Below are 21,204 nucleotides of genomic sequence, written 5' to 3'. Positions count from 1 at the left end.
CATTCTGATAAACTAGTATTTAAACATCTACTAATTGCATAGAATATCCAGTTTTCACCTTAATCTCTAAATAACGTTCCCACGCTTCCATTCCATTAAATGGCGCAATTAAAATATTCTTCCTATTAATCACATCTTGTAAATTATCCACTTTCATTGACCAGTTAGGAAACTTAGCTTTCATTTCATTTAATTTCAAATTAGCTTCGGCTGGGGTAAATGGTTGAACAACTAGTTGATAGTGTGTTTTATTTGGCAATTGCATTAAGAATGATTGGTAACTTGGAAAAGCTGCTCTAAATTCTTTCAAGCGTTCTAAAGCTTCTTTCTCATTAAAAGGACTAATAACTACTGCTTTTTTTGTTTGATTGACTTGACCAGATGATTCTCCAGTAATTTGCATACTATATCCAGTTTTTTCTTTGATTTCCAAGTATCTCTCTGCTACTTCCATTCCATTAAAAGGCGTTATTAATACACCTTTGCGTTGTGATACATTTCTTAAGTCATCAACTTTTTTACTCCAATTTGGAAATTTACTATTTAATTCTGCAAGTTTACTATCTACTTCCTTTACATTAAAAGGTTGAATAACTAGTTCGTATTGCGTTTCATTTGGTAAGCGGCGTAAAAAGGCTTGATAGTTTGGCGCTTTCTGTCTAAACTCTGCCAGTTTACCAAGTGCTTCTCCTTCATTAAAGGGACTGATTACTACTGCTTTTTGAGTTACATTCAAAGCTTCTTGATCCCATGTTTGTAAATTATTACCCTGAATTATTGAAATTAATTTATTAGCATACTGTGGATCTGTAGCATACCCATCTTGCTGAAGCAACTGGGCCACAGTTCTATAATCTGTGATGCCAACTAAGTTAGCATATCTAGAATTCTCAGTTAAAAATTTACCGTGGTCTTCTATGCTTTCGTTCCAACTAGGATATTTTCTAAAATCAGCCATTATAGTTATCCATTTTCCATTAACATATTCTTGTGTTGGAAATTTAATTGATTGCCCATTATAAGAACCTTTAATTCCAAATAAATTATTACCTTGAATAGCTAGTCCAGATTCTCCCCATGTACTCTCTAGTGCTGCTTGAGCAGCAGAAATGGAAGGCAATATTTTATATTTCTTCCATCCTTCAATTGCACCTGATTTAATTCTTGGCAATAAAGTTGCTGGAGACCGAGTCAAATCATTTTGGTTATCTGGGCTAGCTAGACTTGCCCTTTGATCATAGTAGTTAGGCCCTATTTCTGGTTTCTTAACCAAATCAACCTCTTCAGATGGGGGAACAATTTCTCCCCCTGAAACAGCAAGCGCTTTCAAACCACCGAATATCATTCCACTTAATACAAGTATAACTAACAACACTTTTTTCAACATAAACTTCTCCCTCCAAAACTATTTATTTCTCAAAAAATCTCCTATAAAATTAGTATACATTGAACTGGCTATAAAAATCAATTAAATATATAAATTAAAATTCAAAAAAATCATTATATAGTGATATGTAGATAAGTAACTATGTATTAAATTCGATATATTTATTCTATTTTTATCTATTTACTTCTTATATTCATCAAACTTCTTTATTCTTTTTAACATACTTTCTTCACATTTTATGAGTATACTAAAAGAGTAGTAAGGATGACAGACATTCTTATCTAAAGCTAAACAACAACCAAACTAACTTTTTATTTTCATTTTTTCATTACAACTCCTCCAAAGTGTAATGGACCAATTGATCAAAGTCAGTTCTTTGAACTGATTTGTATCATATCTGTACGATTTATAAAATCTACAGCCATGACAACTCCTTTTTGCCACCTGACTCTCCATCAGGTGGCTTTTTTAATTGCTTTAATTAAATATTCCATTGCTCTTTGAATTTATTTTCTGACTCTTTCATCAAGGTTATAAATGCTTTATAACTATCAACTTGCTGTGGAATTTGAATAGACTGCTTAAATATCAAAGCTCCGTATCCTGATAATCTACCAATTTCGTTGTATTTTGTTTTCTCAACACTAGGATAGACTACACCAGCTGTTTTTGATTTTAATATATATGAATAACCTATAATTTGATACAAATCTTCACGACTAATTCCTTTTGAAGTAAATTCAAGTTTTTTATATTTTGCATCAATAACAATACCTAGTTCATTGTTATAGAAATCGGGATAAACGGTTCTTGTTCTATCAGAAAATATTGATATACCATCCTTCGATTTTTTATTTCTAGGATGAATGAACTGATCTTTAAGAATCGTATTTACATATTCTTCCCAAAGCCAGGAAACATCGAATAATATACCATGAATATTCTGGGCTCCTCCCCCCAAATCATGATGTCTATAAGTTAATATCAACAAGCATAACTGTTGAAGTAGGCGATATTCAGTATAGTAAGCATGTCTTAGCGGAGTATTTCTGTTGGCATTAATCACTTTTCTCTTGTTACCTAAATTAAACGATGGAGTTGCAAGTATAATCGAGGCAATATTTTGTTTCATAAGCTCTGATGAATTTAAGATAAGTTGTCCATTTTTTGTTGATAGACGAATATATTCTATTGTATGCCGCACTAATTGCATCAAGTCGTTATCCTGAGTATATTCTCGAGATGAATAAGCTACTTTACCTGTAAAAGGTATATTGCTTTTAATATGTCTAGCAATATCAATATTTCCTTTAACATTGATATTATTGTATTCTATTCTACAATATTGTTTAAAAATACCTTTTCTCATAGCTGCATTTAAATATTGAGGAAATGCATAAATTAAGAATTGATATATTTGCTCTTCCATAGATAAATTAGTATTTAAATCAACTACATTGATATTTAAAACTTTTTGTAACATATAATGTAAAAAATAATCATCTTTATTTTGAGAAAATCGTGAGTGTATTTCTAAGTTTTCGCCCCCACAACCAATAAAACCTGCAATATTTTGAAATTTTAATTCCTCATTTATCGTTTCAATAATTTTTGAACTACTTTCTAAATCATCTATCATAGAAAAATCACTAGGAAAAATAAAAATATTACTCTCATTTGATAATACTGATAAAGTCTTATCTATTAGTTTAGCTGAAATTTTAGGATACGTCTTTTTAAATTCAGATTTTGAATAACTATTATTATCTTGGATCCTCATTATAATTTACCTCGTCTATCTTATTTATCAAGTTATAAGCATCTTTCATAGACTCAATTTTTTGTTTTTCTTCATAGCTACCTCGGATATATTCTTCTAATAACGGCTGAAGGTAATCCTGCCATAAAACTTCATAACTATAGTCTAATTCAGGTAACTTTAAAAAGTAACTTGGTCCTATATGATAGTTAGAATTTAAATCATCTATAACGGAAATTTGCTCATTTAAAGAAATTAAACGATCAGCAGCATTTTCTATTTTATCGTCATCTAACTGTCCTTGCCACATAGAAAGTGTTTCATTTGCTTTTATTTCTATAAATCTAAATCGACGACGCATAGCAAAATCAAAACTGTCTACTGAACGATCAATATCATTCATAGTACCAATAATATAAACATTTTCAGGAATATAGAAATTTTCATCATCTTGTCTAAGATTAGCATATTGCGTTTTTACCGAACCAGATTTTCCCCGATAACTTGGATCAATTGAAAAAAATAGTTCTCCTAATATCTTAGAAATTTCTCCGCGATTAATTTCATCGATCACAAAAACAAAATTCTTCCCCTCAACACTATTAGATTCAGCTGGTGCTAGATAGGATACCAAACCAAATTTTTTCTTCATTTTCTCAATAACAACCAAAGCTTGTCCACGATAATAGAGTTGCTTTTTATAATCAGAATTTTTATACAACTCGTATACATAGCGTTTAGGTAATACCCCACCATCAGCACCACTATCATAGGTTACATTAAAATTATTTACACTATTAACAGTAAGGTAAGCCGTTTTCGTCACATATTCTTTTTCATCGGCTGTATTTACATGTGCAAGATATTTTACCCACGATTCCTCAAAATTATCTTTTCCTCCGATACGAAGTGCTTCTATCGCTTTTCCACAGAATGATTTAAAAATACCATCTTGTAACTCAAATCCCATTTCACCATCATCAGGCGTTACAGGTCGTAAACCTTCTACAAAATCAGTATAATCATAACTTGGATGAAACTGGACAAATTCAAATTGTTCTGAATCTTTTAATTCCTCTTTAGAAATACCTATAATCTCGGCTGCTATTTCTTTAGCTAAGTAACTCTTTCCTGTTCCTGGAGCACCACGTAAAATAATATTCTTCGATTTTTCAAGCTTATATGCCAACTCATTTTTTTTATTCGTGAATTCCATACTTGATTCCTTCTTTCCTACATTTACAAAATCCTCATAAAAACGAATCAATGTTTTATTGGGCTCTTCTTTAGAAAATAAATCTAGTTCAGCTATTTTATAAGATATACCTAATTCTTTGTCTCTGTTCTTTTCTTTATTCCACTCTACTATTCTTAGCGAACTAATTTCAAAATTCTGGAAAGTTGTGCGGACATTTGTCCAATTTCCATTTGGTAAACTATAATCAAAATAAGGTATTTTACTACTGTTCTCACCACTAGTTGGACCGTATGAGCTATTGCTAAATAAATGAATATGATAGTCAATGCCTGCAATATTTAGTACATCATAGTTTTTAACACGACTAAATTTATTATTTTCAAACCCATCAATTCCTATACTTGTTTCTCTATTTTCGTTGTTTTTAATATTTATATTTGCTTGTTCGACAAAGCGCTTTAAGAGATATTTAAATTCTTTATATTCATTTCCAGTATCTTTGAAATCCATTTATCTTACCCACCCTCAATTTTGTATTGTCTAAATACACTAAAACTAATATATTATATTTCCTAAAACCTCACTACTTATGGTATGGTTCTGCGTAACATAAGTGAATGATATTACTTAACAGCACTTTTCTACTCTTTTATTTTTTTTAATTCCTCTATAATTTGGTTATATTTTTCTTCTATATATTTTTCATTTATATTACCCTCATGATAATATCTTGCAGCAGAATTCAGCTTCTGTTCTCCAATACTAATTTGGGAACTCTCCTCCATGATAAATTTGGTTAATTTATCATTTTCAACTTTCCCTTTTATGAATTCTTTAAAATAATCATCTTCATGAACAAACTCCTCTTCCTTCAAAAGAACATGTTCGACATTTCCCCCATCATCTATTTCTCTTCCATTACTATATATATATGAATAGCTAACTTTGGTACCTAATAAATATAAATAGCTTTCACCTGCCGTATCCTTAATTTGAACAATATTAAATGATATCTTAGGCTCATTTGGCAGACCAAACTTCACTTCCTCAGGACTTTTTTCATAATATTGAATTAAGCCTAAATATATTTCATTATTTTCATCAAAATCATTCATGAGTTTATTTTTTTTCGCCATTTTATATAAACTTTGTTTCTGCCTTTCATTATATAGAGATATATAATCCCCCTCTTTTGAATAAAAATGACTTTCCCTTTTTTTAGAAACACCTACACTTAAAATATTTTTACCATGTTCTAAAGGAACAGAAATATTACCGGCTAAATCTCTACTCTCATTATCTAAAGATATTAGCTTTGTTGAATTCTCAGTAACTGCATATACGTTTATTCCATCAATTTTCACATTGTTTTTTAGTCGGATCTTAATTGGATATGGAATATCAGCTAACAACAATTTGCCTTTTGTATTTGGTTTAAGTTCATTTATGTTATCGGTTGGAGTAAATAATAATTGACAAGTATAGCACGAGTTACTTATAGGAGTGTTTTTATTCAACTTAACATCCCATTCCTTTGATTGATCAACTTTATTAACAATTGTTGTTTGGCTGCTTTCCTGATTATATAAAATAAGTTTCTCAACAACATTAAGCCTTAATGAAAAAAATGTTACCCCAATTATTGTAAACCCAAGTCCACCGATAATTACTTTATATTTAGCAAATAAATCTTTTATTTTCATTTTCAAAAACCCCTCAGTTCTTCATTATTATAATACCCCTATTTAGACAAATGCTACATAATTAATATTTCAAGCAATCCTCTATATTATAACACGACATATAATAAATAAGTAATTTTTTAACACTTTTACTATTATGATAGATAATTTCGAAAAATTTACTAAATATCTATATCTAGAAAAAAATCTGATAATAAACTCAATCTTCATAGTTGAATTTATTATCAGATTAAAAAAATTTTGGAATTTTCTCTATATTATCACCTGCTATCAACTCTGCACCCAAGGGACCTTGATAAGATACCTCCTAAATAACTTCATAATAGCAAATATTCTTTAGCAAATAGACATCTTTCTAAAATCTAATAGTTCTAAACAGCGATATCATCTATTAATCTTTTACCTTTAAAAAAACTGTTACAGCTAATACACTAGCACCTGCACTAAGCATCCCTTTCAAAAACCGATTTTGCTTTTCCTTAGATTTCTTTTTACAATATTCACAAATTGTGTCATCTGTATTATCTGGCATTTCTCTATCACATTTCTTACAAGTTTTATTTTCCATATACAGTAGTCCCCTGTCTATTTATTAGTTAAAGTGATTTAGTACTCATCTACTCCGCAAGCATTTCTTCATAATTATCAATAAAATCAAGCATTGAATCAGATGATTCAATGACTTCCTTAGATAAAAATTTGAATGGGTTAGTCGCTATAGATAAATATTGATCTAGTTCTAATGCATCATTACCAGAAAATTTTTGAAGAATAATCGCTTTAAAGTTACCTATAGTGTAATACAACATTTCGTATTCACCTAATTCATACTGGGTTGCAATTTGATAATAAAACGCATCTTTCATATAAGATAAATTTTCAAGTGCGATTTGGGCTAGTTTGTCCCCAGCATCAGCCGATAAACCATTAGTCATAAAAGGAATTTTATTCGTAGATTTGGAAGTAATTAAATTATTTTTTGTTTCGAGTAATTGATTTAATAGTAGGTTCTTTGCATTGGTAGCTTGGCTCATCGACTCTCTTAGCAAAACTTTTTTAGTCTCGGCATCTTTTGCAAGAATAGCCATTTCAAATTTTTCTTTTGCAGATTGAACTTCTGCATACCTATTCAGATCAAAATTTCTATTTACTTGATCTACTTTCTCTCCTAATACATCTAAAGTATCACTTATCTGTTGTAATTTCATTGCTAAACCCAAAGATGCAATTGAAGGACCTAAATTTGTTGGTAATTCCTTAATTGGAATATTTTTAACTATCTTTCCCGTATCAGAATTAACAAATTGAGCATACTTAAGGCCTGATTCTTGATACGTTCCAAAAGATATTGTACCTTTTGCAAGTTTCTCAGCCATATCTTGCGAAATATCAAGAACAATTTCCCCTTGCTTCATAATCTGCTCTACAAAAGAAGGGATAGTCATTAACTGAGTAGCTATGGTATCAATAAATTTTGCTACATTCTTTTGTTTGTATCTCTCATAAATATTACTTTGGAGTGCCTCATTCTTATTTACTAAAACAGTACTACCAATTTCACCATTTTGATTTATATAATTTGCATCTTTCATGAGCTACACTCCAAAATTCATATTTGATTTAATTTTATTGGTTGATTTTTTTAAATTCTGAAATTGCATTTCATAGTTGAGATAGATAGAGTTAGTTACCTCAACTCATCATCCAACAGTATAATAACTTCATCTAATACATCACGCCATAAAGTAAACATTCGCTTCCTATTTTTTTCGATATAAAATCATACACATAAGCTAGACTTAACTTTTATCAACAAATCCATGAGCTCACTCTCATTTGGATTTTTTTCTATTTCTTTTTTTACATACTCATCTAAATACTTATAAAAAGTTTCAAAATCCAAGTATGCTATTTGATTTATTTCAACAGCAGGATAGCCTAATTCCAGCAAAACATGTTTATCATCTAATGGTTTAGGTAACTGTGCCATATCATAGTCATCTAAATCCGATTGAAAAGAAATAAAAACTATTTCTTGCCCGTAGCCTTCCTTATCAGCAAAGCATTCTAATGCACTCTTCAAATATTTTCCATTAATAAAACTAAAATAGGTTAGCGCAACTTTATCAACATCTGTACTATTATTAATCACTTGATACTCTTCACTCATTTTTTTCCTCCATCGTTACTTAATTTTCAATTATTTAATAATAGGAAAAAAGTTTGTTATTTCACCTACATCATTTAAATAGCCTCTAAATTTCAATCCATTTGAAGCAGTTCCCTCTACAAGTCTACCATCTATTGTTCCATTCTTCATTGCTTCCTGTCCCCACAGATACATTTTCTCATCACTAATTATAGATGAATCATAAATTGTTTTTGGCTGTTTAATATTTTTGTAAGACACTGGTTCTGCAATATTGCCTGCAATATCTTTTCTTGGTATTCTATATTCTACTTCGTAAATTCCATCAATTGTAGGATGTTGTTTTTTAGAAATAATTAAGTCATTTATATCTACACCTTGATTTTTTAAAGCATTGTTAAATTCAGTCATATTATGACCACCAACAACTCCTTTTTTGGTGCTAACAATTTCTACATCTTTCAAATGATTTTGGGCATTTGCACTAAACTTAAAATTATTCATTGGAGTTGTTTTTTTAGGTGCTGTTGGTTCATTATTTACTTTACCACTGTTTCCACCCTTTACTCCAGGTCCGGAGTAGTAATTTTTCCCAGCTGAATATAATGACGGTCCCATATTTGCAAGAGCAACATTTGCTCCAAATGACTCCATCGCAGCTGCACCAGCCGCTACCTCTGCCATATTCTTAAAGTTTTCCATATCTTTTTTCTGGACCTTTTTCACTTCTTCACCATGTTTTTCATGGTAGCTATCTAAGTTTTTTGACCAGTTTAGATTCATAAAATTAATCGGACTGTATCCTTGTTTATCCCCATTAAATGAGCGCTGCTTACCTAGTTCTTCTAAACCTAACAAGACTTGTTCTATCAACCCGTTTAGCTCTGAAAAATCACTATCATGTCGATGAACAAAGTCTCTGAAATCTTCCATTAATTGAACTTTTTTCTCGGCTTGTAAAACGCTATAGTCATCAAACAAATGACCTAACCCAGGTATTTTTGAAGCTTGTTCGGCTATTTGATGCAACCAATTGGTTTTCTCCCTTTGTAACTCATCACGTCTACGTTGTAAATCTTCTAGATGGTCTAAATCTAACTTTACCCCTGAAGCAGTAACTTCACTTTCAAAGGCACGGATAAAGTTTTCCAGTGTCGTAATAGCTGTATAGAATACATCACTTAATCCATCTAGCATCGGCGTATAACCTGCTGAAAAATAAGATTTAGTGGAAGACCAGGCAACACCTTTTAACTTTGTATCTCCTGAAAATTCTTCAATTGTTCCATTGGTTCCAGTAAAACTCAAACCTAATGTTAATTTTAACTCTTTCATTTGGCTAAGTAAATGTTTGTACTCCCCAATATCCATTTTAGTCATTTAGTATCCCTCCATTCTTCACAAAATGAAGGTCATCTTCTAATTGATTATAGGCTTTCTTTTCTCGGTAGTACTCTTCTTCCGTGTCTTCAATCAAATTTTTAATCTTCTTTTGTGCATAGTGTGTTTCAACTTCAATTTCTGCAATTGCTTGGTCAATGATACTTGTATATTCAGTGCCTCTGAAAATTTGATGTTCCTCTTCTAGCAATTCTAGTTCTTTTGTTTTTATCCGTTGAATATCCTCATGTAATTGATCTAAGTCATTGGTTTTGCGGAGCAATTGACTGAGCTCATTTGAAGAATGATCTAGTTTTTTCTGTAACTGTTGCTTATCAGTCAAAACGCTTCTCATTTTCTTTATCTTTTTCAATAAATGTTTGGTTAATTTTCAAAATATTCTCCGCATCATTCTGAATCGAACTACTCACTTTACCTACTGCACTTACAAATTTAGAGAGCGTTGACCCTAAATCATTACATGAACGACCTGATGAATAGCTAAATGAAGTTGCTTTTGTTAGATTGGTTCCTTTATTTTTCATTGTTTCCGAATGGTTTTTAAATCGAGTAGAAAAACTTTCTGCAGTTTCTGAGTGGGTTGTAATTTCTCCCAATGGTTTCACTCCTTTTGTATCTGTCTAGTTTAATTAAACCACAACAGTTATAGGATGTAAAACAATTCATCAGATTCTAATATAAAGAATTATTAAAAAAACAGTTCTAAAAAATATTTTCTCCCTATTTACTTCTTAGATTCATCAAACTTCTTTACTCTTTTTAACATACTTTCTTCACATTTTGTGAGTATACTAAAAGAGTAGTAAGGATGACAAACATTCTTACCTAAGCTAAACAACAACCAAACTAACTTTTTATTTTCATTTTTCATTACAACTCCTCCAAAGTGTAATGGACTAATTGATCAAAGTCAGTTCTTTGAACTGATTTGTATCATGTCTGTACGATTTATAAAATCTACAACCATGACAACTCCTTTTTGCCACCTGACTCTCCATCAGGTGGCTTTTTTTATTTCAAATAATATTTTGAATCTCTAGTAAATCAGTTACTTTGTAATCTGCATCTGACTTTATTCCACTATTTTCTGTCAATAAAATAGATTGAATTCCTGCATTTTTCCCACACTCAATATCTAATTGTCGATCACCAATATAATAGGTATTTTTTGGATCAAGTAAATAGGTATCCGTTAAATAAAATAAAGCTTCTGGATTTGGCTTTCTCTTAAACCCATTTTTACTTGTTATTATTTCATCAAAAAAATTGAATAGTCCATGACTCTTTAATACTTCACAGGTCGATTCACCTTTATGAGTATAAACAAAATTACGGATATTTCTTTGAGTAAGTATCTGTAAAATATCCTTTCCATTTTTCATGATTGTAATGTCATTTTTCTTTGTATAGCTAATTTCTGAATAGTCTAGCTTTATTTCTTCAAACGTGAGCTTACTTTGATTAGATAGTAAAATTAAAAAGTCATGTACTGATCTTTTTTTAACATAGTCTAAAATTGTTTTTTTATCATAGTCTAAGCCATATTTATTGGCCAGCTCATAAATACTCTCAACAATCATTGGATATGAATCCAATAATGTTCCATCTAAATCCCATATAACCGCTTTATCCATTTAAATACCTCCAAATACATAGTAATACTAAACTTTAAAAACTAGGAGGATAAATCTTTCAAAATGACTTCAGTTACTTCTTTTTGAGTTAGATTTTCTCCTAGTTTCCTTTCACCAGGAACACTTAAATAATCCTTTTCTAACCACCATTCTTTCATTCTATCTGGACCAAAATCTTTAGATTTTTCTCTTTTACTATGGCGCACCAATGTCTCATCAAAAGACAGATCAAAATAATACACGTAGACATTCTTATCGAAGCTATCCATTAATTCTATTAACATATCTCTATATTTATTATTTCCCAATATTCCTTCAACAATTACATACTCACAATGATTTTTCCCATACTCAGCAATTAGTCTGATTAACTCTATCGCTGGATTGTCTTTTCGGTCTTTAGTATTTAAAATTCCTAATCGAATTTCATCTTGGGATACTACCATAGCTTTTCCTCTTTGAAAAGAATTTTGTAATTCCTTGGCAATAGTAGTTTTTCCACTACCAGAATTCCCTCTTAAAATAATTAATTTAGCTGTCAATTCGTTCACCTCATTTACTAATAATTATAGCACTAAATTTTAAATATCAGTTTTTTTGGAAAGTGAAAAATTGAATAGTCCTATTTTTATTGATGCTTAAATTTAGTCTATCTAGTAAACGCATGTTATAATATACGTAAGAAAGATACTAAAGGGGGATACCACCATGAGTCTTCTTAGATCGGCAGTAAAATTCAAAGCCGCTAAAATTACAAAGAAAAGCAATGAACGTAGTAACAAACGTAGAGCAGGTAGAAAATAAATTTCTTACTATATATTTTACAAAAGGTCGAAGAATGATTATTTCTTCGACTTTTTTGTATGAGATAAAATTGAATTTATGCCTTTACTACTTTGAAAGCTCACAAACCTTATTATACCAGCCTAAAACTAAAATCCTTTCCAAAAACAAAAAATAGAAAGCACATCACGTACTTTCCATTTCCTTCCTTAACCCCTATATAAAAGCATTCCCCACTAAAAAACCTCATTACTTATGATATGGTTCGCCTTTCATAATCCGAAAACCGCGATAAACTTGCTCCACTAATACCAGACGCATCAGTTGATGGGGCAATGTCATCTTGCCAAAAGAAATTGGTGTGTTGCTGCGTTTCATCACTGCTTGACTCAAACCTAATGATCCGCCGATAACAAATACCAAATTACTTTTTCCTTGAATCCCCAATTGTTCAATTTCTTTTGAAAATTCTTCAGATGTTCGTTGCTTTCCCTCAATTGCTAAGGCAAAAACATAGGCATTTTCAGGAATTTTGGCTAAAATTCGCTCGCCTTCTTTTTCTTTCACTTGCAGCATCTCTGCTTCACTTAATTTTTCAGGCGCTTTCTCATCGGGCACTTCAATAAGTTCGATTTTGCAATAAGCTCCAAGTCGTTTTGTGTACTCATCAATACCCATTTTTAAATACTTCTCTTTTAGTTTTCCCACAGTTATAATTTTGATATTCACAGTTTTCCTCCGTTAATCACAAGTTATCCACAAAAGTTATCCACATGTCCACAATTTAAAATCATGATTTGGTAGGCGCACACTTGTTCACCACCATATATATGGGTTGACATTCGCAGTAATCGCATTTTATTATTTTGTTATCCACAGCTTTGAACTGTTCCATAACAGGCAACTCAAAACCGCCGTAAACAGCGTCATCAAGCGCTTCTTCTATATGTTCTAAACACGCGTATATTGGTTTCATCCACAACACCTTTCTCATTTTGTGGATAAGTTATCCCACTAATAATCCACCTATTTATCATTTTACAGTACTTATCCCCAATCTTCATCTTTTTTTTTCATTATTATCCACATCTTAGTAAAAAACAGATTGTTTTTGTGTACTAGTCAGCCTCTGTGGAAAAGTTAAATCCTAACTATTTTTATCTTTTCTACACTAACTATGGTACACTTTACTCATAGATTTTATCATTATTAAGGAGGTTTTTCTTATTATTAAAGTAGAATTACAGTTCCCATCAAGTAATGGGGTCAATCAAATTTTTGCTAGTTGTTGGAAACCTGAAATTGAGCCAATTGCAGTCCTACAAATCAGTCACGGAATGGCAGAATTTATTGATCGCTATACTGATTTTGCTGAATTTTTAACTAGTCATGGCTTTTTAGTTGTTGGTAATGATCATTTAGGTCATGGCCGCTCTGTCGCTGCTAGCTCTGATTTTGGTTATTTTTCTAAGAAAAACAGTAAAGATTATGTGATTGAAGACATCTATACTTTGCATCAATTAGTGAAGCAGGATTATCCAACATTGCCTTATTTTTTAATGGGTCACAGTATGGGCTCTTTTATTGTTCGTAATTATTTGCAGAAATATGGAGCTTCAGTAGATGGCGCAATTATCATGGGGACTAGTGGACCTAAGTTAGAAACAGCACTGATTTTACCAATTCTAGAGGTTTTAAATAAGTTACAACCTCGTAAGCAAAATAAGTGGGTTGATCAATTGGCTTTCGGTAGTTTTAACAATTACTTTCCTGAGGATGCCGCCGAATTTGCTTGGCTCAGTGAAAATCAAGAAAATGTTCAACGTTATATGGATCATCCGCAAACTGGTTTTATTTTTACAAATAATGGTTTTTTAACGCTCTTTACGTTGTTGCAAGATGCTACAAAACCTGGCTGGGCTAATCCGATTCCCCGGGAATTACCTCTATTAATTATTTCGGGTGAGGACGATCCAGTAGGACAAATGGGAGTGGGGATTCGTAAAGTTTTCCGCGAGCTTGAGGAGTTGGATTTTGTGGATATCACGTTCTGCAGTTATCCGACTATGCGCCATGAAATTTTGATGGAAACGAATCATTTATTGGTTTATTCTGATATTTTAGACTGGCTAAGTAAACATTTATAATAGTAAACCAACCTTTAAGGATCACAGTCCATCTTTGATGGATGTGTATCATGTTTCTAAGTTGCTTAAGCAACAAGAACCATGATAAAAAAGACTGCTGGGATTAAAATCCCAACAGTCTTTTGTGTTTATATGCTATTTGCTGCTTCCATTGTTACTTTGGCTGTTTCTAATTTTCCATCACGATAGAATTTAACTTCGACTGTATCCCCAACTTTTAAGTTGTAGATAACTTTACGAAGTGAGACACTATCCGTAATTTTTTGGCCATCAATCTCAGTGATTGTATCATATTGTTCTAGACCGCCTTTAGCTGCTGCGGAATCTTTTTGTACGTTTGTAATCACAACACCTTCAGTAACATCTTCTGGTAATTTAAGCACACTTTGTTGTTGTTGTTCAGAAATTTGTGATAGGTCTCTTAAGACTACACCTAAAACTGGACGAACAATTTTACCATTTTGTTGTAATTCATTGATAATTTTCACAACATCGTTACTTGGAATCGCAAAGCCCATTCCTTCAACCGTATCTTGTGAAATTTTCATGGAGTTGATTCCGATAACTTGGCCGGCTAAATTGATTAAGGCTCCACCTGAATTTCCTGGGTTAATTGCAGCATCTGTTTGGATTGCTGTCATATCCCAGTCTTCAACGCCATCGCCATCAATATCCATTGCTACAGATCTATCTTTTGCTGAGACAATTCCTTGTGTCACAGAAGTTGCAAAGTTTGTTCCTAGTGGTGAACCAATCGCAATTGCTGGCTCTCCAACTTTAATATCATCAGAGTTTCCAAATGTAGCAACTGTTTTCACTTTATCAGCAGGAATAGAAAGTACTGCTAAATCTGTCCATTGATCTGCTCCAATTAGTTTGGCTTCTACTTTTGTGCCATCTTTTAGAATAACTTCAATAGCATCAGATCCATCAATAACATGATTATTTGTTACGATGTAAGCTGTCTTGCCATCTTTTTTGTAGATAACCCCACTACCTTCACTTTGGGTTTGTAGGTCAGAACTGTCACTACTTTGGCTTGAATTTCCGCCACCCTGCAAGAAGTTGCCTTGAGAGTTCGCCATATTCACAACAGACACTACAGCATCTTCAACTTTAGCTACAGCTTCAGTTGTATCCGTCGTTACATTTGCTGAAATATTTGATGTTTGCACATTTTTGGCTGTATTGTTGTTCGTTGACCCAACGTTTGTGTCTTGGGATTGCGTGTACCCATACAAAGCACCACCGCCTAAAACAACCATAACTAATCCACCGACTAAACCACCAACTAGACCACTTTTAAAACCGCCTTTTTTAGGTGTTGGTGGTTGTGGGTCTTTCTTTTCATTTTTGGGTGGTCTTACGCCGCCGCTTCCACCATTTCCAGCGCTTGCTTCAACTGGCTGCTTTTGTGTTTTTCTACGTGGCTCAACTGTTTTTTCAACAATCGGCTCACTTGATGTTGGTGCTACCGCTGGTTGAGATTTTTCTTCCCTCTTATCCGCAGCGATTGCATCATCTAAAGCTTTTCTATCTGCCAAAATTTCTTCTTCTGGAAAGCGTTCTTGGTTTTCATTTGTATATTCATCAAAAGTTTCATTGGTCATACCAGTTCCCATTACATCTTCAGAAGAAAGTTCTTGGTCGACAGCATGATTTTCTTCACTTGAAATTAAATTTCCATTTTCATCGTATCTCATTTTCCAATTCACCTCGTTATTTAGTTTAAGTATTTTTCTATACTCTTAGTTTACAATTTAAATTTGAATTTTATATGAAAATAATAGGACTAAATTCTTATCTTTTCTTTATTAGTTTAACATAATTTGAATTATTTATGTTAGCAATAGCCTTATTAAATCACTATTTTGAAATTTTTATGAATTCTATGAATGAATGATTATGCAGTATCCCGTATTTATTTTTAGCAAATAGCTACTTTGTTATACTCAGAAGTAAAAAAATAGAGACTGGAAAAATTCCTAGGTCTCTATTTTATATCACCAAACTAGACAATAAATAGTGGTGCAGCTTTATCTGGGTCAGTATCGTAGATTTTAAATTGTTCTTCGACGCCTGTTCCTTTTTCACGTAAAACACTGACTGCTGTCATATGAGCTAATTCTTTTAAATTATTTTCGCGGCTTAAATGTCCAAGGTAAATCCGTTTCGTCGCATCTCCTAGAACTTCAGCCATAGCAATTGCGCCATCTTCATTAGATAAATGACCTTTATCTCCAAGAATTCTTTGTTTTAACGACCAAGGATATGCGCCCATGCGTAACATTTCTAAATCATGATTGCTTTCAAATAGGTACGCATTTGCATTTTCAACAACACCGCGCATTCGATCATTTACATAACCTGTATCTGTAATCATTGCGAAGCGCTTATTATTTTTGTGGAAGCAATAAAATTGTGGAGCAACAGCATCATGAGAAACGCCAAAGCTTTCAATATCGATATCTCCAATAGATAAAGTTGTGCCCATTTCAAAAATATGCTTTTGCTCCGTTTTGACTTCGCCTATAATTGGCGACATCGCTTGCCATGTTTTTTCATTGGCATAGACATCCATTTTATATTTACGAGCTAATACTCCCACACCATGGATGTGATCGCGATGCTCGTGAGTGACTAAGATACCATCTATATCCGCAATATCACGGTTAATTTGTTTTAATAATTCCGTTACTTTTTTCCCACTTAAACCACTGTCTACTAACAGTTTCTTTTTGCCTGATTCAATATACGTCACGTTCCCAGAACTACCGCTAGCAAGAATACTAACTTTTAACGCATCTGTTTCTTCAGTAATCATAAATAGTAGTGCCTCCTCTATCATCCTACTTATTTTACAACAAATCCTAGTGGAATAAAAGCCCAACTACTTTGAATTTAAGCTTTCTAACTACAAATAAAAGGGTTGAGAGCATCTCTGCTCCCAACCCCAATCATATTCCGATTATTCTAGTGGTGCTAACTCTTCTTCCGTTGCGGCCCCATCTGAGCTAGAATCAGAATCATTTGTTGTAGAGGATGTATGTTTAATAATTGTCCCATCTACTCCACTCACTAGTTTAATTTTTTCTTCATTTCCAATTTTAAGTGAAACATACCAAACCGGTCCATAAATACTTAAATTATCTTTAGGTAACCATAAAGTCCGATAATAACCTAGTTTAGGGCGTCCATTAATCACACTATCTGCTGGAATCTCATTGTTTTGATACAGAGATTCAATGGCATTTTTTTCTGAAATTAATGGGCGACTTTTTCCAGTCACTTCTATTTTCCCAGCATATGTTTGAATGTAGGAAATAATTTTCCCACCATCCATATGAAAGGTAATTCGTCCGGTACCATCTAATATTCGAAAACCTTCTGCTTTTTGCGTATAGATAATCGCATTTTGGGTAGCTGAATATTTAAAGAAATTATAACTTTCACCAAAAAATATATGTTCCTTAGCAATAAAAGCATCAATTTTCTCAGCATATTTTTTTATATCTTTGCTGTTAAACTTTTCCCCAACAGGAAATAATTCTAATGGTTCCGTTAGCGGTCGATAAATTGTATGCTTGTCTTCCATTGAGATTGTTGTATCTTTTGGCAATTGATCCACTTTTTGTTTCAATAAATTATCATTTTTTGCCTTTACATATGGCACTAGCAATTTCTCATCTGAAAACTGCTTCGCATCAAATTTAATTCCGTCTTTTTTCATTTCATCAAAAGGAACAACTGTCGACGTCTCAGCAGATTCATAAGTTAATGTTGTAGCTTTACCAAAATAAGAATATAAGAGAAAAATATTTAGCGAGAGGAAAGTTAGTAGGAAGATTAGCTCAATTCTTTTAAAATCCATTTCACTTTGCCTCCCCATCTTGGTTATCTGATAGTTCGTCAATATTGTACCAAATACCATTTGTAAAAATATACCAACTTGGTTCAAAATCTACAATTGTATTAGCGCCAGATTCTTCCGACTCTAAACCATCGGATTCTAGATTTTTTGTCCAACAGTAACCAAGTTCAATGTCGTCAATCGTATTAATTGGATACCCAATTGAATCTAAATGTGCAATCAATTCAGATCCATTTAATAGTCGTTTTTCTGCCATTTCATCAAATACTGGTGTTTGAGCAATGACCAATGACATTTGCATTCTTGATAATACACCATCTTTAGCAATCGTTAGATAAGTGCCACCAAAATCATTTTCCATTCCACCGCGACCAAATACAGGAAAACCTTCAATATATCGACGATAAACAACTTGTTGTTTCGTATTATTATATTGGAAGAAACGAATTTTCCCAGGCCAAACTTCAAAATCTTTTAATTCACTGATGCTATATTTTAATACATCTTGTAAATCCAATTTAACGCTGGTGCTACTCCGGTTATACGTCAAAATATTGGTTTCTTTATCAACGGTTACTTTACTAACATTATCATAATACTGTTCAAAACGTTTATCAGCAGTAGTAGAGTTCGTAATTTCAGATAAATCTTCAAATAAACGATTTCTAATCTCTAAGCTAGGTTTAAGTTCAGCAATATAGGAAGGACTCGACAACTCGACTTCCTCTTTTGGTAGATAAACAAATCGCGTTGCTAGTTTTTGTATAGAAACGTCAACAAAATATTTTTCATTGCTTGTTAATACATCTGATAGCGTTGATTTATTGAAACCTTCAATTTCAGCACTATAAACGGTTCTTGAGTTGTCGTCAAAAAAGTGAATTTCACCTGATTCATTTAAAGGAATCACGATTCTTTGAAAGGTTTGATTCCGATAATTACTAGCTAATTTTGAAAAAGATTTGGTTAATGTACTAAAAGGTCTTGCTGTTGGATAAATAAATTCTAACGAGTTTCCCTCGCCTAGCTTACTTGTATAATCTTCATCATTATATGTTTTGGCATCTTTAATGTTAGAAAACTTCCACTCATAAAATTCCTTATCTAAACGAGCCATTAAATCAGGATTTGAAGCCAATTTTGGATTATTATCCGTATGGAAAACAACACGGTTCGCCGAAAAAATTTCATTTTCTTGCAGTGTAGAATTAATACCTGTTTTCTTACTGTTAGAGTCACTACTATTCTCTATTTTATTTGGCATTGTCCATATCGCCCACGTTAAAACTAGACTTAGTGCGACTAGAAAAACCAAGGCAATTCGAACAAAATATCTTATTTTCATATCCACTCGTCCTCCTCATAAGGAACATAAGGCAATGAAATAAAGAAGGTTGAGCCTTTGTTCTCGATACTTTCTAGCCAGATCTTGCCGCCATGCTTTTGCACAACTTCCTTAGAAATAGCCAAGCCTAAACCAGTACCTCCCATTGAGCGTGCACGAGCTTTATCAACTCGAAAGAATCGATCAAAAACATGCGGAATGTCTTTTTTAGGTACACCAAGTCCTTCATCAGCGATACTGATAACGATATTATTGTGGGTTTCCATTAAACGACAAGTAATTGTACCACCAGAAGGCGAATACTTAATTGCATTATTCATAATATTATCTAGCACTTGAATCATTTTATCTGCATCCACTTCAACCCACAGATCACGCTTAGTAAAATCACGCTTAATAACAAATGGCTTCACTGGTTTATCAGCAGATTGTAGCATCATATCAAATCGATTCAACACATGGCTGAATAATTCGTTGATATTGACATATTCTAATTCAAACGTATCTTTTCCAGCATCCATTCGAGACAGATTTAATAAATCTGTAATCATACGAATCATACGGTCTGTTTCTTCTTGAGTGACAGCTAAAAAGCGTGGGGCAATATCTGGATCTTTCCAAGCCCCGTCATTCAGCGCCTCTAAGTAGCTTCTCATACTCGTTAAAGGCGTTCTTAACTCATGAGATACATTCGAAACAAAGTCACGACGTTCTCGCTCGACTTTTTCTTGTTCAGTGATATCGTGTAATACGCAAACTAAACCACTAATAAAGCCAGTTTCTCTTTGAATTAAAGAAAACTCACCACGCAAAGTCACTTCATTATCTTCTGTAGAAAAATCTAAAATCAATTCTTCTTGTGTCTCTAAAAGATGGCGTAACGTGAAATGTTCTTGTATTTTAAGGATTTCTAGAATCGAATAGCCGACCGCCTTATCTTGCGTTAAATTCAACAACTCTAAAGCCGTCTCGTTAATAATCACAACTTTACCTCGCCGATCTGTCGCAATAACTCCATCCGTCATATGCTCCAAGACACTATCCAAACGGCGCCGTTCAGCTTCCGTTGATTCTTGAGCCTCTTCGACTTTTGTTGATAAATCATTAATCGCTAAAGAAAGCTGTCCAAGTTCATCTTGTCCATAAATCTTTACTTGTCCAGAATAATCCCCTTCAGCCATCTGTGTTGCTTGCTTTTTCATTTCCGAGATTGGCTTCGTTATTGCCCGGGAAATAAATAGGGCTAAAACTACTGTAACTCCTGCAGCAATCATAGATGCTTTAAAAAAGATTTCAGTAATACTGCTGATTTGTTTATAGACCGATTCAATATTACTTTCAACACTGATTACCCCTAAAATTTTGTTATCATCCGAAATAATGGGCATAACGACTTTCCATACCCGATCGTTGTTTTCGTCAGGGTATGGTCTTTCGCTTTGTTTACCAATGACTAAGGCTTGCTTCACGTCATTGTCTTTAGAAATACGTCCAATTGTGTTTGGATTTGAATTTGTCCCAACTATATAATGATCAACATCAATAATCTCGGTTTTCGAGATATTTCTACGAGAGAAATCACTAACTAAACGATTGATATCCTCATGATACGTTTTAGAATCAGGATTTTTTAAGATAGGCTGCAGATTTGTTCCTAGAAAATTAACACGCTCTGAAATATCATCTTTAAAAACATTGACCATTTTTGTCTCTAACTGCCCAACAAAATAAGCCCCGATAATTTCTAAAACAACTATTAACAAGAACACAAATACAATCACAATCTTGAAATGAATGGATTGAAAAATTTTGATTCGCTTATTCATA

Annotated in this window: 21 protein-coding genes; 1 reads left to right on the top strand and 20 read right to left on the bottom strand. The window is 32.7% G+C overall.

Translation table 11 applies throughout. The annotated features are described in order from the left end of the window. Nucleotides 1-19 precede the first annotated feature (19 nt). From MHI00_RS17695 to MHI00_RS00335, 15 genes are all read right to left on the bottom strand, one after another. Complete coding sequence (locus MHI00_RS17695; RefSeq protein WP_442879922.1) at nucleotides 20-1,387, bottom strand: glycoside hydrolase family 73 protein; 1,368 nt, start codon at nucleotides 1,385-1,387, stop codon at nucleotides 20-22. A 481-nt stretch (nucleotides 1,388-1,868) separates the two neighbouring features. Then, nucleotides 1,869-3,167, bottom strand: a complete 1,299-nt coding sequence (locus MHI00_RS00400; RefSeq protein ID WP_341110043.1) for a 5-methylcytosine restriction system specificity protein McrC — start codon at nucleotides 3,165-3,167, stop codon at nucleotides 1,869-1,871. Beyond that, nucleotides 3,151-4,854: an McrB family protein gene (locus MHI00_RS00395; RefSeq protein ID WP_341110039.1), complete on the bottom strand. Its 1,704-nt coding sequence runs from the start codon at nucleotides 4,852-4,854 to the stop codon at nucleotides 3,151-3,153. Before MHI00_RS00395 ends, MHI00_RS00400 begins: the two co-directional genes overlap by 17 nt. 131 nt (nucleotides 4,855-4,985) lie before the next feature. After that, nucleotides 4,986-6,047 carry a hypothetical protein gene (locus MHI00_RS00390; protein WP_010052479.1) on the bottom strand — a complete coding sequence of 354 codons (1,062 nt, stop codon included), beginning with the start codon at nucleotides 6,045-6,047 and terminating at the stop codon, nucleotides 4,986-4,988. 391 nt (nucleotides 6,048-6,438) lie between these two features. Further along, complete coding sequence (locus tag MHI00_RS00385) at nucleotides 6,439-6,615, bottom strand: hypothetical protein (RefSeq protein WP_158218107.1); 177 nt, start codon at nucleotides 6,613-6,615, stop codon at nucleotides 6,439-6,441. A gap of 49 nt (nucleotides 6,616-6,664) precedes the next feature. Next, entirely contained in the window at nucleotides 6,665-7,639 is a 975-nt protein-coding gene (locus MHI00_RS00380; protein ID WP_010052478.1) for a hypothetical protein, read from the bottom strand. A 188-nt stretch (nucleotides 7,640-7,827) separates the two neighbouring features. Further along, complete coding sequence (locus tag MHI00_RS00375) at nucleotides 7,828-8,217, bottom strand: hypothetical protein (protein WP_010052477.1); 390 nt, start codon at nucleotides 8,215-8,217, stop codon at nucleotides 7,828-7,830. A gap of 30 nt (nucleotides 8,218-8,247) precedes the next feature. Continuing rightward, on the bottom strand, nucleotides 8,248-9,576 hold the full coding sequence (locus MHI00_RS00370) for a T7SS effector LXG polymorphic toxin (protein WP_341110035.1): 1,329 nt from the start codon (nucleotides 9,574-9,576) through the stop codon (nucleotides 8,248-8,250). Beyond that, nucleotides 9,569-9,919: a hypothetical protein gene (locus MHI00_RS00365; RefSeq protein WP_015075140.1), complete on the bottom strand. Its 351-nt coding sequence runs from the start codon at nucleotides 9,917-9,919 to the stop codon at nucleotides 9,569-9,571. Before MHI00_RS00365 ends, MHI00_RS00370 begins: the two co-directional genes overlap by 8 nt. Then, complete coding sequence (locus MHI00_RS00360) at nucleotides 9,912-10,202, bottom strand: DUF3130 family protein (RefSeq protein ID WP_231620877.1); 291 nt, start codon at nucleotides 10,200-10,202, stop codon at nucleotides 9,912-9,914. The genes MHI00_RS00365 and MHI00_RS00360 overlap by 8 nt, the downstream gene beginning before the upstream one ends. 119 nt (nucleotides 10,203-10,321) lie before the next feature. After that, nucleotides 10,322-10,468: a hypothetical protein gene (locus tag MHI00_RS00355; RefSeq protein WP_158218106.1), complete on the bottom strand. Its 147-nt coding sequence runs from the start codon at nucleotides 10,466-10,468 to the stop codon at nucleotides 10,322-10,324. Between the two features lie 145 nt (nucleotides 10,469-10,613). Next, nucleotides 10,614-11,231, bottom strand: coding sequence for an HAD-IA family hydrolase (locus MHI00_RS00350; protein ID WP_341110033.1), 618 nt, complete (start codon nucleotides 11,229-11,231; stop codon nucleotides 10,614-10,616). 41 nt (nucleotides 11,232-11,272) lie between these two features. After that, nucleotides 11,273-11,773, bottom strand: a complete 501-nt coding sequence (locus MHI00_RS00345; RefSeq protein WP_341110031.1) for an AAA family ATPase — start codon at nucleotides 11,771-11,773, stop codon at nucleotides 11,273-11,275. Between the two features lie 490 nt (nucleotides 11,774-12,263). Further along, entirely contained in the window at nucleotides 12,264-12,743 is a 480-nt protein-coding gene (rlmH, locus tag MHI00_RS00340; protein WP_015075134.1) for a 23S rRNA (pseudouridine(1915)-N(3))-methyltransferase RlmH, read from the bottom strand. Nucleotides 12,744-12,804: 61 nt separating this feature from the next. After that, a complete protein-coding gene (locus MHI00_RS00335) occupies nucleotides 12,805-12,990 on the bottom strand; it encodes a CxxH/CxxC protein (RefSeq protein ID WP_010052465.1) in 186 nt (61 codons plus the stop codon). A gap of 217 nt (nucleotides 12,991-13,207) precedes the next feature. Here MHI00_RS00335 and MHI00_RS00330 point away from each other — a divergent pair, with 217 nt between their 5' ends. Beyond that, the gene (locus MHI00_RS00330; protein WP_324255101.1) at nucleotides 13,208-14,161 is read left to right on the top strand and encodes an alpha/beta fold hydrolase; all 954 of its coding nucleotides are present in this window, start codon (nucleotides 13,208-13,210) and stop codon (nucleotides 14,159-14,161) included. A 128-nt stretch (nucleotides 14,162-14,289) separates the two neighbouring features. Here the strand turns inward: MHI00_RS00330 and MHI00_RS00325 are convergent, their stop codons facing one another. From MHI00_RS00325 to walK, 5 genes are all read right to left on the bottom strand, one after another. Further along, the gene (locus tag MHI00_RS00325; protein WP_410369087.1) at nucleotides 14,290-15,612 is read right to left on the bottom strand and encodes a S1C family serine protease; all 1,323 of its coding nucleotides are present in this window, start codon (nucleotides 15,610-15,612) and stop codon (nucleotides 14,290-14,292) included. A 560-nt stretch (nucleotides 15,613-16,172) separates the two neighbouring features. Then, nucleotides 16,173-16,985 carry an MBL fold metallo-hydrolase gene (locus MHI00_RS00320; RefSeq protein WP_010052462.1) on the bottom strand — a complete coding sequence of 271 codons (813 nt, stop codon included), beginning with the start codon at nucleotides 16,983-16,985 and terminating at the stop codon, nucleotides 16,173-16,175. Between the two features lie 144 nt (nucleotides 16,986-17,129). After that, on the bottom strand, nucleotides 17,130-18,032 hold the full coding sequence (locus MHI00_RS00315; RefSeq protein WP_015075132.1) for a two-component system regulatory protein YycI: 903 nt from the start codon (nucleotides 18,030-18,032) through the stop codon (nucleotides 17,130-17,132). Nucleotide 18,033: 1 nt separating this feature from the next. After that, complete coding sequence (locus MHI00_RS00310; RefSeq protein WP_015075131.1) at nucleotides 18,034-19,377, bottom strand: YycH family regulatory protein; 1,344 nt, start codon at nucleotides 19,375-19,377, stop codon at nucleotides 18,034-18,036. Continuing rightward, a complete protein-coding gene (gene walK, locus MHI00_RS00305; RefSeq protein ID WP_010052455.1) occupies nucleotides 19,374-21,203 on the bottom strand; it encodes a cell wall metabolism sensor histidine kinase WalK in 1,830 nt (609 codons plus the stop codon). Before walK ends, MHI00_RS00310 begins: the two co-directional genes overlap by 4 nt. Nucleotide 21,204 lies beyond the last annotated feature (1 nt).

This window comes from Carnobacterium sp. FSL E2-0243 (assembly GCF_038003605.1).
Taxonomy (GTDB): Bacteria; Bacillota; Bacilli; order Lactobacillales; family Carnobacteriaceae; genus Carnobacterium; species Carnobacterium maltaromaticum.
This window is presented reverse-complemented; position numbering and strand designations above follow the sequence as displayed.

Coding starts and splice junctions, on each gene's coding strand:
- MHI00_RS00385 (WP_158218107.1), bottom strand. CDS start 6,615: ATGGAAAATAAAACTTGTAAGAAATGTGATAGAGAAATGCCAGATAAT.
- MHI00_RS00370 (WP_341110035.1), bottom strand. CDS start 9,576: ATGACTAAAATGGATATTGGGGAGTACAAACATTTACTTAGCCAAATG.
- MHI00_RS17695 (WP_442879922.1), bottom strand. CDS start 1,387: ATGTTGAAAAAAGTGTTGTTAGTTATACTTGTATTAAGTGGAATGATA.
- MHI00_RS00355 (WP_158218106.1), bottom strand. CDS start 10,468: ATGAAAAATGAAAATAAAAAGTTAGTTTGGTTGTTGTTTAGCTTAGGT.
- walK (WP_010052455.1), bottom strand. CDS start 21,203: ATGAATAAGCGAATCAAAATTTTTCAATCCATTCATTTCAAGATTGTG.
- MHI00_RS00400 (WP_341110043.1), bottom strand. CDS start 3,167: ATGAGGATCCAAGATAATAATAGTTATTCAAAATCTGAATTTAAAAAG.
- MHI00_RS00320 (WP_010052462.1), bottom strand. CDS start 16,985: ATGATTACTGAAGAAACAGATGCGTTAAAAGTTAGTATTCTTGCTAGC.
- MHI00_RS00395 (WP_341110039.1), bottom strand. CDS start 4,854: ATGGATTTCAAAGATACTGGAAATGAATATAAAGAATTTAAATATCTC.
- MHI00_RS00310 (WP_015075131.1), bottom strand. CDS start 19,377: ATGAAAATAAGATATTTTGTTCGAATTGCCTTGGTTTTTCTAGTCGCA.
- MHI00_RS00350 (WP_341110033.1), bottom strand. CDS start 11,231: ATGGATAAAGCGGTTATATGGGATTTAGATGGAACATTATTGGATTCA.
- MHI00_RS00315 (WP_015075132.1), bottom strand. CDS start 18,032: ATGGATTTTAAAAGAATTGAGCTAATCTTCCTACTAACTTTCCTCTCG.
- MHI00_RS00335 (WP_010052465.1), bottom strand. CDS start 12,990: ATGAAACCAATATACGCGTGTTTAGAACATATAGAAGAAGCGCTTGAT.
- MHI00_RS00390 (WP_010052479.1), bottom strand. CDS start 6,047: ATGAAAATAAAAGATTTATTTGCTAAATATAAAGTAATTATCGGTGGA.
- MHI00_RS00380 (WP_010052478.1), bottom strand. CDS start 7,639: ATGAAAGATGCAAATTATATAAATCAAAATGGTGAAATTGGTAGTACT.
- MHI00_RS00375 (WP_010052477.1), bottom strand. CDS start 8,217: ATGAGTGAAGAGTATCAAGTGATTAATAATAGTACAGATGTTGATAAA.